The sequence below is a fragment of the Aeromonas sp. s8 genome (assembly GCF_040907785.1).
GTDB lineage: Bacteria > Pseudomonadota > Gammaproteobacteria > Enterobacterales > Aeromonadaceae > Aeromonas > Aeromonas veronii.
On sequence record NZ_JBFOCL010000013.1, the window covers coordinates 1 to 12,463 of the forward strand.

General features: G+C 57.4%; 9 protein-coding genes. 4 read left to right on the top strand and 5 right to left on the bottom strand.

What is annotated here, in order from left to right; all coding sequences use genetic code 11:
* Positions 1-1,970 (bottom strand): retention module-containing protein (locus AB5Y86_RS03415; protein WP_368192146.1); only part of this gene is annotated, 1,970 nt, incomplete at its 3' end.
* A gap of 428 nt (positions 1,971-2,398) precedes the next feature.
* A complete protein-coding gene (ppsA, locus tag AB5Y86_RS03420) occupies positions 2,399-4,777 on the bottom strand; it encodes a phosphoenolpyruvate synthase (protein WP_368192147.1) in 2,379 nt (792 codons plus the stop codon).
* Between the two features lie 347 nt (positions 4,778-5,124).
* Here ppsA and AB5Y86_RS03425 point away from each other — a divergent pair, with 347 nt between their 5' ends.
* Positions 5,125-5,937 (top strand): pyruvate, water dikinase regulatory protein, encoded by an 813-nt coding sequence (locus tag AB5Y86_RS03425; RefSeq protein WP_245132429.1) that lies wholly within the window; start codon positions 5,125-5,127, stop codon positions 5,935-5,937.
* A 239-nt stretch (positions 5,938-6,176) separates the two neighbouring features.
* Here the strand turns inward: AB5Y86_RS03425 and AB5Y86_RS03430 are convergent, their stop codons facing one another.
* On the bottom strand, positions 6,177-6,512 hold the full coding sequence (locus AB5Y86_RS03430; RefSeq protein WP_322112650.1) for a hypothetical protein: 336 nt from the start codon (positions 6,510-6,512) through the stop codon (positions 6,177-6,179).
* Positions 6,513-6,859: 347 nt separating this feature from the next.
* On the opposite strand from AB5Y86_RS03430, the gene AB5Y86_RS03435 reads away from it, so the two are divergent.
* Positions 6,860-8,242, top strand: coding sequence for an amino acid permease (locus AB5Y86_RS03435; RefSeq protein ID WP_005333893.1), 1,383 nt, complete (start codon positions 6,860-6,862; stop codon positions 8,240-8,242).
* Positions 8,243-8,342: 100 nt separating this feature from the next.
* Here the strand turns inward: AB5Y86_RS03435 and AB5Y86_RS03440 are convergent, their stop codons facing one another.
* On the bottom strand, positions 8,343-8,669 hold the full coding sequence (locus tag AB5Y86_RS03440) for a helix-turn-helix transcriptional regulator (protein WP_005344826.1): 327 nt from the start codon (positions 8,667-8,669) through the stop codon (positions 8,343-8,345).
* Positions 8,670-8,775: 106 nt separating this feature from the next.
* On the opposite strand from AB5Y86_RS03440, the gene AB5Y86_RS03445 reads away from it, so the two are divergent.
* A complete protein-coding gene (locus AB5Y86_RS03445; protein ID WP_368192148.1) occupies positions 8,776-9,846 on the top strand; it encodes a permease in 1,071 nt (356 codons plus the stop codon).
* Between the two features lie 127 nt (positions 9,847-9,973).
* On the opposite strand, the gene AB5Y86_RS03450 is transcribed toward AB5Y86_RS03445, so the two are convergent.
* Entirely contained in the window at positions 9,974-10,684 is a 711-nt protein-coding gene (locus AB5Y86_RS03450; protein WP_368192149.1) for an HAD family hydrolase, read from the bottom strand.
* 203 nt (positions 10,685-10,887) lie between these two features.
* Here AB5Y86_RS03450 and AB5Y86_RS03455 point away from each other — a divergent pair, with 203 nt between their 5' ends.
* The gene (locus AB5Y86_RS03455; protein WP_368192150.1) at positions 10,888-12,441 is read left to right on the top strand and encodes a methyl-accepting chemotaxis protein; all 1,554 of its coding nucleotides are present in this window, start codon (positions 10,888-10,890) and stop codon (positions 12,439-12,441) included.
* Positions 12,442-12,463: the final 22 nt, after the last annotated feature.

The following is a 12,463-nucleotide window of genomic DNA, read 5'->3' on the forward strand; positions in this document are numbered from 1 at the left end:
AGGCTCACCGCGAAGTCTTCAAACAGGCTGTTGTTGCCATTCGCCGTCGGGTGCGCCTCGTTGTCGTTCAGGGTGTAGCTGTAGCTCACCAGCCCGGTCGCCGAGTTGTACCCGGTGATGGTCAGGGTGTTGCCCAGCGGCGTGGTCACCCCGCTCAGCGGGAAGCCCGCCACCACCCCGTTCACCACGATGTTGATGCCACCCACGCTCAGGCTCTGCACCCCGTCCGGTGCGCTGATGGTGAAGCTGCCGGGCACCGTGGTCGACTCCTTACTGCTGTCCGACCCCGCCGACTCAATGTCGCCGCGCCCTGCCAGCAGATCATCTTCGTACACGATGGCATCGCCACCCGCCCCTTGTGGAATGAGGTTGGTGATGGTCACCCCGTCATCGTCGTTCCTGATGGCCAGGGTCAGGGTCGCCGTGCTCACATCCCCGTCCGCATCGGTCAGGGTATAGGTGAACACTTCACTCCCCGTCGCCCCGCCCGGCAGCGCCACAAATTGCGGGTCTGCCGGGTCGAGGGTGTAGGTGTAGGTGCCATCGGCATTGAGCACCAGGCTGCCGTAGATCCCGGGCAGAGTGCGCGCAGTCACCGCCGCACCATCCGCCCCCTGCACGTCGTTGGTAATGACGTTGCCGGTGAGGGTGACGCTGCTTTCGCTCGCCGTGCCATTGGTGTCGTTCACCGCCGTCGGTACATCATCCACTATCTGCACGCTCAGGGTGTTCGTCGCCGAGTCCCCATCGCTGTCCACCAGGCTCACCGCGAAGTCTTCAAACAGGCTGTTGTTGCCATTCGCCGTCGGGTGCGCCTCGTTGTCGTTCAGGGTGTAGCTGTAGCTAACACTTCCTGTTCCGGTGACAACGTTGAAGTTAATACCTGTCACAATCAGCTGATTACCCAACTGGCTGGGGATCGCCTGAGGGAATCCGGTGATGAGCTGGCCGTTGCTGACGAGTAGCACGCCGCCCAGCGTAAGGCTTTGCACGCCGTCAGGAGCGTTGAAGGTAAACACGCCACCTTGAGTCAACACTGTCGCATCGGGGGTTGAACCATCCGCCAGGTTGGCATCACTGACCAACACCTCTCCCCCTTCCAGAGTAAGCCCATCAAGGCTAACCTCCTCATCTACCGGAGTAATGGAGATAACGAGTGTTGAAGTCACTGTATCCTGGCCATCAGTTACCTGATAGTTCACCGAGGGAGCTGCGCCATCATAATTAGGCGCAGGAGTGAAGGTATAGCTCCCATCCGGATTGATGATCAGCGTGCCCACTCCGGTAATGGTGGCAGCAACACCGGCAGGGACTCCAATATTGATACCCCAGTCATATGAAACGATAGAGGCATCAGCGGGTCCATCTGGATTGGTACTATTGTCGAGCAAATTCCCACTGACCTGAGTGTCTTCCAGGGTCACGGCGGTTTCGCCCAAATCATCAAGCTGATTTTCAAGAATCAAATCTTCGGCCTGATTTTCATTGATGACAGCGGCCGTATCGTAGGTGGTATCAAACCCTGCAGCCGCTATCGTGGCATCGCCTGTTCGATCAATTGTTACGAAACCACCATTACCACTGGTCCCCGCAACCCCACCAATACCACCGCCCCCACCGGCAGCAGGAGCCCCACCAGCAGCAGAAGCCTCAAAGTTTTGAGTCGGGTCAACGCCCTGCAGAATCGATTCTTGCAATGCGGCAATATCTGAAGGAGCGCCTTCCTGGCTAGCCGCCACTTGCGGTTGAGCTGGTTCAGCCGACTCGAAACCTGCCGGTACATCCGATGCAGGAGTATCGTCATAAGGGGAAAGAGCCAGCTTTGCATCATCCGCTATGGTCAACTTGGCTCCGGGTTGGAGAATTTCCCCTTTTTGCAGAGGGCGGCTGCTTCCATCAGCCAGCACAATCTCCACATTGCCTTCTATAGCTGAGACAACCACGGACTTGTCGATGATTTGGGTACGCATATCCATTGCTCCAAGGTGACAGATCTTAATGGATAGAACATAGAGCTCATCGGAGAGAACAACTGTTGCAAAAATGTATCTGCTGGAAGGTGAATACCCGACACTATTGAATTAAATCGAAAGGAACTTCTTTAACTTAAATATCAACAACTTAAATGCACCCCAATTGAGGCCATATAAGATATTCATTCAATAGATATGGTTTAAAAACAACGGAAGTTATAAAAAAGCAATCCACCGACATCACGACATCAATGTCGCTCAACTGAAACTCAAGCTATGACAACCAAATAGATGTTTCACTAGGTACAGAAAATGGCTAAAAACAATGCCAGTCAGATAGACCTGACTGGCATTGTTGCATCATGATATTAAAGCCGTAACTGCTGTTCTAATTAACGACTGTGCAAACTAGCGGCCGCGTTTCACTACTTTAATTTACCGTCATACTGCTCCGCCAGATAGAGCCAGGTATCGACCACGGTATCGGGGTTGAGCGACACCGAATCGATCCCCTGCTCCACCAGCCAGGCGGCAAAGTCCGGGTGATCGGATGGCCCCTGACCGCAGATCCCCACGTACTTGCCCGCCTTGCGCGCAGCCTGGATCGCCATCGACAGCAGCGCCTTGACCGCCTCGTTGCGCTCGTCGAACAGGTGGGCAATCAGCCCCGAGTCCCGATCCAGCCCAAGGGTGAGCTGGGTCATGTCATTGGAGCCGATGGAGAAGCCGTCCACGTGCTCGAGGAACTTGTCTGCCAAGAGGGCATTGCTCGGGATCTCGCACATCATGATCACCTTGAGCCCCCGCTCGCCACGGCGCAGACCGTTCTCGGCCAGGATGTCGATCACCTGCTCCGCCTCGCCCACGGTGCGCACGAAGGGGATCATCACCTCGATGTTGGTCAACCCCATCACATCGCGCACCCGCTTGATCGCCTCGCACTCGAGGGCAAAGCAGGGGCGGAAGCTGTCGGCGATGTAGCGGGAGGCGCCACGAAAACCGATCATCGGGTTCTCCTCGTGGGGCTCGTAGCCACGACCGCCCACTAGATTGGCGTACTCGTTGGACTTGAAGTCTGACATCCGCACGATCACCCGCTCCGGCCAGAACGCAGCGCCCAGAGTGGCGATCCCCTCGGTCAGCTTGGCCACATAGAACTCCCGCGGGCTGTCGTAACCGGCGATCATCTTGCCGATGGTGGCCTGCAGCTCTGGGGTTTGCAGGTCAAACTCCAGCAAGGCCTTGGGGTGCACGCCGATCATCCGGTTGATGATGAATTCAAGGCGCGCCAGCCCTACCCCGGCATTGGGCAACTGGGCAAAGTCGAAAGCGCGGTCCGGGTTGCCGACGTTCATCATGATCTTGATGGGCAGGCGCGGCATATTGCCCACCTCGGTCACCGCCACGTCGAAGTCCAGCTCGCCGTCATAGATAAAACCGGTATCCCCTTCCGCGCAGGAGACGGTGATCCGCTGGCCCGGCTGAATATGATCGGTAGCGTTGCCACAGCCGACCACAGCCGGAATGCCCAGCTCACGGGCGATAATGGCGGCGTGACAGGTGCGGCCACCCCGGTTGGTGACGATGGCGGAGGCCCGCTTCATGATGGGCTCCCAGTCCGGGTCGGTCATGTCGGTCACCAGCACATCGCCGGGCTGCACTTCGTCCATCTGGCTGATGGAAGAGATGACCCGCGCCGGACCCGCGCCAATCTTGTGGCCGATGGCCCGCCCCTCGATCAGCACCTTGCCCGCTTGCTTGAGAGCAAAACGCTCGAGGGTGTTGGCCTCCTGACGGCTGCGCACGGTTTCCGGGCGGGCCTGCACTATGTAGAGCTGGCCATCCTGACCATCCTTGGCCCACTCGATATCCATCGGGCGGCCATAGTGCTGCTCGATGATGAGGGCCTGTTTCGCCAGCGCCATCACCTCCTCATCGCTGATGCAGAAGCGGCTGCGCTCGGCCTCATCGGTGTCGACAATCTTCACCTGGCGGCCGTGACCGGCATCGTCCGAGTAGGTCATCTTGATAAGCTTGGAGCCGAGGGTCTTGCGCACCACCGCCGGGCGGCCCCCCTTGAGAGTCGGCTTGTGCACATAGAATTCATCCGGGTTGACCGCCCCCTGCACCACCATCTCGCCAAGACCATGAGCCCCGGTGATAAAGACCACGTCGTTGAAGCCGGACTCGGTATCCAGAGTAAACATGACGCCGGAGGCGGCGAGATCGGAACGCACCATCCGCTGTACCCCGGCCGAGAGGGCAACACCCTTGTGGTCGTAGCCCTGATGCACCCGATAGGAGATAGCGCGATCGTTGAACAGGGAAGCAAACACATGCTTGACCGCCGTCATGACGGCATCGATGCCACGTACGTTGAGGAAGGTCTCCTGCTGACCGGCAAAGGAGGCGTCCGGCATATCCTCGGCGGTGGCGGAGGAGCGCACCGCAAACGAGGCCTCGACACCGGCACTCAACTTCTCATAGGCAACCCGGATAGCCTGCTCCAGCTCGGGCTGGAACGGGGCGTCGATCACCCAGTCGCGGATCTGCTGACCGGCCCGGTTGAGGGCGGCGATATCGTCCACGTCCAGATTGTCGAGCAGATGGTGGATCTTGCCGTTGAGGCCGCTTGACTCCAGAAACTCGTTAAACGCAAAGGCGGTGGTAGCAAAGCCCCCCGGCACGGATACGCCGGCGCCAGAGAGGTTGCTGATCATCTCGCCAAGGGATGCGTTCTTGCCGCCAACTCGTTCTACGTCCTGCATTCCGAGTTGTTCGTACCAGAGCACGTACTGTTGCACTTGGATGTCTCCAGGTTGGTGGGCACCGATGCCATAGCACCTCGTGCGCCCGATTTAATCGATGAGGTTATGGGTAAGTCAGGTGCGTTATTGTCTGTTTCTTTTGTTGCCAACGACCATGAAAACGTTTTCTATTGGTTTTCAAAAAAATCCCCGAGCAAGAGGTGGGGATGGTCGAATGACCGGAACATTCTACAATGGCGACACAAAAAGATAACGATTCAGGTTTGCAAGCCACTTCACAACTTGGGCACAGCAGACCGGTTGACAAAACTGGTATGGTTTCGGGAGATACTTCTCACCCCTTACCCCATGCGACCCCACCCGCGGTATCACAGGAGCCCCACGTGCACACCGTATTTTATGTTTCAGACGGCACCGCCATCACCGCCGAAGTGTTCGGCCACGCGGTACTGAGCCAGTTTCCGCTGGCCTTCGAGCAGATCACTATCCCCTTTGTGGAGACACTGGAGAAAGCCCGTCAGGTACGGATGCGGATCGACGAGCAGTTTCGCCAGACCGGGGTACGTCCCATCGTGTTTCACACCATTGTCGACCCGCTGGTACGGGAAGAGGTACTGAAATCGGAAGCGTGCGGCCACGACTTTCTCAACACCTTCGTCAGCCCGCTGGAGCAGGAGCTGGGGGTAAAAGCCGAGCCCCGCCTCCACCGCACCCACGGCATGGAGAACCGCAAGCTCTATGACGATCGCATCGAGGCGGTCAACTTCGCACTGGCCAACGACGATGGCATCACCACCAGGGAGTACGATGAGGCGGACATCATCCTGATCGGGGTCTCCCGCTGCGGCAAAACCCCCACCAGCCTCTATCTGGCGCTGCAGTTTGGCATTCGCGCCGCCAACTACCCCTTTATCGAGCAGGACATGGGGATGCTGGAGCTGCCCGCCCCCCTCAAGGCCAACCGTCACAAGCTGTTTGGCCTCACCATAGCGCCGCAGCGGCTGCACGAGATCCGCAACCAGCGCCGTGCAAACAGCCGCTACTCCTCCATCGAACAGTGCGAGCAGGAGCTGGCCTGCGTGGAGAGGCTGTTTCGCCAGGAGGCGATACGCTTCCTCGATACCAGCTCCCACTCGGTGGAGGAGATCAGCGCCAAGGTTCTCGAGGCAACCGGTCTGCGCCGCCAGCTCTGTTAAGCCAGCTTGACAGCTATCGGCATCAACAAAAGATAAAAATTACAGTGTCGCGGCGAAAGTCAGCTGTGGCGAACTGCAATTCACATAGATGGCAGTGAAAAGAATGGATAAAAAAGGGATAAGCACCACAAATGCTTATCCCTCTTCTTGTCGACCTTGGCGTTGTGCCCTTGTCACCCGCAGCCAGTTAGCCGCTATTCGATTCCGTTCTGCTGCGCTCGGCAAACAGCCAGCGTTCACTAACGATTGAGCTCAGGGTTGTTCATCAACCGGGCATAGAAGGCCAGCAAACCGTGGCGCAGGCGAACCCGCTCCGCCAGCCAGCCGCCAACGAGCGCCCCCGTTACCCCACCCACCAGCAACAGCGACTGCCAGTAGTGCAGCAACTCCTGATCACCGAGTAACAGCCAACCCAGCAGCATGGTGGCGGCCACCAGCAACAACAGCGGACTGGCGGCAATCCCTAACCAGAGCGCCACCAGCACACTCCGGGCAACCCCTTGTTGCAGCACGCTTTCGCGCTCTCTGTACTCCAACTCCCTGCACTCTTCCCTGTACTCTCGCTTGTTTGGCATCATTTGCATCCATTTGTGGCTTGGCACCACAAAAGCACACCAACAAGACAAAATGTCAATAAAACAGAATTCGATTGCACAAACATCAACCAAAAACTACCAAGAAGCCTCTTCAGATCATGAAAAAGCTGCCTTTGGTACAAAACACGGCCATTAGAGATGGAAAACAGGTGCATTCATGGCGGATTATCACTATTCTGCTTCGGTTGCCAGCCAACACTAAAAATTGAAAATGGCATTGCGTAACGAAATAAATACAGCTTTCGTCAGGTTTTGGCTACGCACTGCGGCCTGCTCAGGATGAGCCCAACACCGACCAGAGACAACAGAGACGTAAGGACAGACCCATGGATTTGAAACAAGACGGTGAGGAGCTGAAGCGCGGCCTTAAAAACCGCCACATTCAGTTGATTGCTTTGGGCGGCGCCATCGGCACCGGCCTCTTTCTGGGCATTGCCCAAACCATCAAGATGGCAGGCCCCTCAGTCCTGCTGGGTTATGCCATCGGCGGCTTTATCGCCTTCCTGATCATGCGCCAGCTCGGTGAAATGGTGGTGGAAGAGCCGGTAGCCGGCTCCTTCAGCCACTTTGCCTACAAATACTGGGGCGAGTTTGCCGGTTTTGCGTCCGGCTGGAACTACTGGGTGCTCTACGTGCTGGTGAGCATGGCCGAGCTGACCGCGGTGGGCATCTATGTCCAGTACTGGTGGCCCGAGATCCCGACCTGGATGTCGGCAGCCTTCTTCTTCGTGCTGATCAACGCCATCAACCTCTCCAACGTCAAAGCGTTTGGCGAGATGGAGTTCTGGTTCGCCATCATCAAGGTGGTCGCCATCATCGGCATGATTGGCTTTGGCGGCTATCTGCTCATCTCCGGTGCCGGCGGCCCCGAGGCGAGCGTGACCAACCTGTGGGCTCAGGGCGGTTTCTTCCCCAACGGCATCAGCGGTCTGGTGATGGCGATGGCGGTGATCATGTTCTCCTTTGGCGGTCTGGAGCTGGTGGGCATTACCGCCGCGGAAGCGGACAACCCCGAGAAGAGCATTCCCAAGGCCACCAATCAGGTGATCTACCGCATCCTCATCTTCTACATCGGTGCTCTGGCTATCCTGATGTCCCTCTACCCTTGGGGTAAAGTGGTGGAAGGCGGCAGCCCGTTCGTGATGATCTTCCATGCACTGGACAGCAATCTGGTCGCCACCGTACTCAACATCGTGGTGCTGACGGCGGCACTGTCGGTCTACAACAGCTGCGTCTACTGCAACAGCCGGATGCTGTTCGGTCTGGCCAAGCAGGGCAACGGCCCGAAAGCCCTGCTCAAGACCAACAAGAGCGGCGTGCCGCTGGTTGCCCTCTCGGTCTCGGCCATCGCCACCCTGCTCTGCGTGCTGATCAACTACCTGATGCCGGGCAAGGCGTTCGGCCTGCTGATGGCGCTGGTGGTCTCCGCACTGGTGATCAACTGGGCGATGATCAGCCTCGCGCACCTCAAGTTCCGCAAGGCCAAGGTCGCAGAGGGTGTCCAGCCCAAGTTCAAGGCGTTCTGGTACCCCTTCGGCAACTATCTCTGCCTCGCGTTCATGGCCGGTATTCTGGTGATCATGTATATGACCCCAGATTTCCGCATCTCGGTCGAACTGATCCCAGCCTGGCTGGTGGTGTTGGGCATTGGCTTTGTCATCAAGCGCAAAGGACAAGCCCAAAGCAAGGTCGCAGCCAATCTGGGTTAATGCCCGAATCTAGCGACATCAATGCAAAACGCCGATCACATGATCGGCGTTTTTTTATTGCGCGCAGCGCAACTGACCGCACTACTAGCAGCCATAGCCCTCAGGAAGGCAGCTCTTGCCTTTGATCTTGCCGATGCTCCGGGCTGTTGACGCAACACTCATCGCGGAAAAAAGCGATGATCTCCTCCAACACCGCGTATTGAGAGACGCAAAGCAGGGTGCGACTCTCCCGGTTTTGCTTCACCAGCCCCACCGAGACCAGCGCCGCGATATGGTGGCTGAGGGTGGAAGCGGGGATCGCCAGCTGCTTTTGCAGCTCCCCCACCGGCAGCCCCTGCTCTCCCGCCTTGACCAGATGCTTGAAGATAAACAACCGGGTCGGATGACCCAGCTCTTTCAATGCCTTGGCGACCTCTTCCAGTTGCATCTCTGCTCCCTCCACGAATGTGATATTTCGATAATACCAGAAATATCTTGATCGGCCATTCATTTCGATTATTTTGGAAATATAGAAACTAAGTGAGGATACGACAATGAATGAGTGGTTAACCATGCTGACCGATGCAGCCCAGATGTTCCTGTTTCTGGCTGTCGAGCTGTCGGTGCTGTTTCTGGTCATTAGCGCCGGGGTCAGCCTGATCCGTCAGAAGATCCCCGACAAGAAGATCCAGCGGATGCTGGGGGCGAGACATGGCAAGGGCTATCTGCTCTCGGCCCTGCTCGGTGCCGTCACCCCCTTTTGCAGCTGCTCCACCATCCCCATGCTGAGAGGGCTGCTCTCGGCCAAGGCTGGCTTTGGCCCCACCCTCACCTTCCTGTTTATTTCGCCACTGCTGAACCCCATCATCGTCGGCTTGATGTGGGCCACCTTTGGCTGGAAAGTGACCCTGCTCTACGCCGTGATCGCCGCCAGTGTCTCCGTCATGGCGAGCATGCTGCTCGACAGATTGGGATTCGAGCGCCATGTCATCGACCCCAAAGAGGCCACCCCCTCTTGCGGTAGCGACTGTAGCCCGGCGACCCGCGCCACAACTCAAACAAATTGCAGTGACAACCAACGCAGTGCCATTCGCGCAATCAAACCCCTCAACGGGGCAGCATGCTGCCCGGCTCCGCAACCAGAGATGGCAGAGCAGGCCACCCTCTCCTGCTGCGGCGATGGCACGGCAGCCCTGACCAGAGCACCACAGCTCCCCACCGCCTGGGTCAAAGCTCGCATCGATGCCTGGCAGCAGTTCAAAGCGGTATTGCCCTTCCTGCTGCTGGGGGTGCTAATCGGCTCGTTTATTTACGGTTTTATTCCGGCCGAGTGGATCGCCGCCCATGCCGGCGCCGACAACCCGCTGGCCATCCCCTTCAGCGCCATCGTCGGGATCCCGCTCTACATCCGCGCCGAAGCCGTGATCCCGCTGGCGTTGGTACTACTGGGTAAAGGGATGGGAATGGGCGCCGTCATGGCGCTGATCATCGGCAGTGCCGGTGCCAGTCTGACCGAGGTAATCCTGCTCAAATCCATGTTCAGAATCCCGATGATTGCGGCCTTCCTTACCGTGATCCTTGGCATGGCGATCCTGATGGGCTACCTGACACAACTGCTGTTTTAAACCACCCATTTTTAAGCAGGTAGAGTGTTAAGCCAGCTGAGTGTGAAACCATCAGGCTTCCCATAGACAAAACGCCGATCAACTGATCGGCGTTTTGTCTATTCCGTACGGCAATCTGCAACCGGCGTTACAGATATTGCCCGACGATGGGGAGCAGATCCTCGACGTCACGGGCGATATGGTCGGGTTGGTGTTCCCAGCGCTCCGGGGTCGCGCGGCTATAGGCGACAGCCACCGATATCACACGGCTCTGCTCGCCAAGCGCTGCTTGCAAATGACGGGCAAACTGCACATCCGCTTCATGGTCACCGATATAGATCAGCGACTGGCACCTGGCTGGGCCGAAGATAGACTCCAGACATTTGAGGCCACCGAAAGGATGAGGTTTTTGCTGCTGTCCGGGCACGTCATCATAGCCGACCACAGCCTTGAACAGGCTGTTCACGCCATGCAGCTCCAGTACCCGGCGAATGTTTTTTTGGGAGTTCTGCGAACAAATTCCGTGGGGAATGGCAGAGAAATGGTCAATCACCGCCTCCAGCCCCGCAAAAAAACGCACCTCGGTCCGGTTCATCTCCTGATGCTTGGCCCACAGACTGCCAGCCAGCACCATCTCGTCCCGCGACAAACCGTAGTAATCCATATAGAGCGCCTGCCAGTTCTTGGCGGCGTGATTGGCATGGTGATACTCCGCTTCGCTGCGCAGATAGCGCGGCAGATATTCTCCGGTCAGATGGGGGGCGACCTCAGCCAGGATCTGCTTGGTGATATCGATATTCTTCGGCACCGAATTGACCAGAGTACCGTCATAATCCCATAAAATCGCATCCAACTTCATTGCGTTACCTGTCTCGCTTCACAGCCATAAGTCACGCCATGTTACTTGGCTTGCCTCCCCTCGCCAAACCGCGCTGTAAAAATGTGAGACCCATCCCGTCCCCACGAAGTAGCACAAGAGTTAATGTGCAACAACACAATAAATGAACATCCTCTGCCATACTCAAACGAAGTATTCCGTTACGCCGAAACCGGAGCCTGATCATGGTAACCAGCTCGCTTCACACCACAGATACCGAGGTTGAATTTGCCGACGATATCCAGTTGGTATCGACGACCGACCTCACAGGGGACATCACCTACGCCAATCCGGCGTTTTGTCAGGTGGCAGGCTATCGCCTGGAAGAGATGTTGGGGCAGCATCACAATCTGGTGCGCCACCCCGACATGCCCAAGGCAGCGTTTGCCGATCTCTGGGCCCACCTGCAGGCGGGTAAACCATGGCGGGGGATGGTAAAAAACCGCTGCAAAGATGGTCGCTATTATTGGGTTGATGCCTATGTCACCCCGATTTATGAAGATGGCAAGATGGTGGGTTACCAATCCGTCCGCTGCCGTCCCGCCGCAGAGCACAAAGCACGTGCCAGCAAGATGTACAAAACCCTTAAAGCCCGTGAAACCGGCTCTGCCATTCACATGGGCCTGCGTCAACTCACACCGGCCATGATGACCATCCCCCTGCTGCTCGTCAGCGTGATCAGCGCGCTCTGGCTGCTCTCACCGCTGCAGGCGCTCTGGGTCATCATTCCTCTCTTGGCTGCCATCTGGTTCAATCGCCACCCTCTCTTCCTCACACCGCGATTCTTGCAGCAGCTCGAGCAGGATTACGACAGCATCAGCCGCCTTATCTTCTCGGGGGATGCCCCCCACAGCATTGCCGATTTCCATATCAAGCTCGGGCAAGCGAAGATCCGTACCGTACTCGGCAGGGTGGATGACACCACCGCGTCGCTCAATGCCATGGCCAATGACCTGCGCGGCTCCGCCTCGCTGGCCAGCCAGGATATCTCTTCGCAAGACACGCAGATCCAGCAGATTGCCACCGCCGTCACCCAGATGGCCTCGGCCGCCGAGGAGATCAACCGCAATATTCAAGACAGCAACAGCCAGATTGAAGAGGCCCGCAGCCACTGCATCACCACCAGCACCCAGCTTTCGGAAGCAGGAGAAGAGATGTCGGCGCTTGCTACCCAGGCGGAGCAAGCCTTTCAGTCAGCCGTCGAACTGGCGAGCGAATCCGAGCGGATCGGCACCATCATGAGCGAAATTCGCGGCATTGCAGATCAAACCAACCTGCTGGCGCTCAATGCCTCCATCGAAGCCGCACGGGCAGGCGATCAGGGGCGCGGCTTTGCAGTGGTGGCGGACGAGGTTCGCAGCCTGTCGACCAGAACCCACAAGGCGACAGAGCAGATCCAGAACAGCATTGGCCATATCCAGCAAACCCTGGGGGGATGGAAAGAGATGATGCATCTCAATGTGACCAGAACCAACGCCTGCCTCGCCACCACCCGGGCAAGCACCGGCAACCTGAATCAGGTTGTGGTCGAGATAGACAAGGTCTCTGATTTTTCCAACCAGATCACCGCCGCGGCCACCGAGCAACAAGCGGTCATCGAGGAGATCAGTCGCAATATCAACCAGATATCCTCGCTCTCTCACGATAACAGTCTCAAAATCGATCAGGTGAGTGAAACCAGTGCCAATTTACAGAGCAAAGCGAGCCAGCTCAAGGACTTAAGCCGGACATTTGGATAGCAGCATGCAGATAAAGTCCATG

Excerpts from the sequence above, each read along its gene's own strand:
- AB5Y86_RS03440 (WP_005344826.1), bottom strand. The coding sequence starts at position 8,669 with ATGCAACTGGAAGAGGTCGCCAAGGCATTGAAAGAGCTGGGTCATCCG.
- AB5Y86_RS03430 (WP_322112650.1), bottom strand. The coding sequence starts at position 6,512 with ATGCCAAACAAGCGAGAGTACAGGGAAGAGTGCAGGGAGTTGGAGTAC.
- AB5Y86_RS03445 (WP_368192148.1), top strand. The coding sequence starts at position 8,776 with ATGAATGAGTGGTTAACCATGCTGACCGATGCAGCCCAGATGTTCCTG.
- AB5Y86_RS03455 (WP_368192150.1), top strand. The coding sequence starts at position 10,888 with ATGGTAACCAGCTCGCTTCACACCACAGATACCGAGGTTGAATTTGCC.
- AB5Y86_RS03435 (WP_005333893.1), top strand. The coding sequence starts at position 6,860 with ATGGATTTGAAACAAGACGGTGAGGAGCTGAAGCGCGGCCTTAAAAAC.
- AB5Y86_RS03450 (WP_368192149.1), bottom strand. The coding sequence starts at position 10,684 with ATGAAGTTGGATGCGATTTTATGGGATTATGACGGTACTCTGGTCAAT.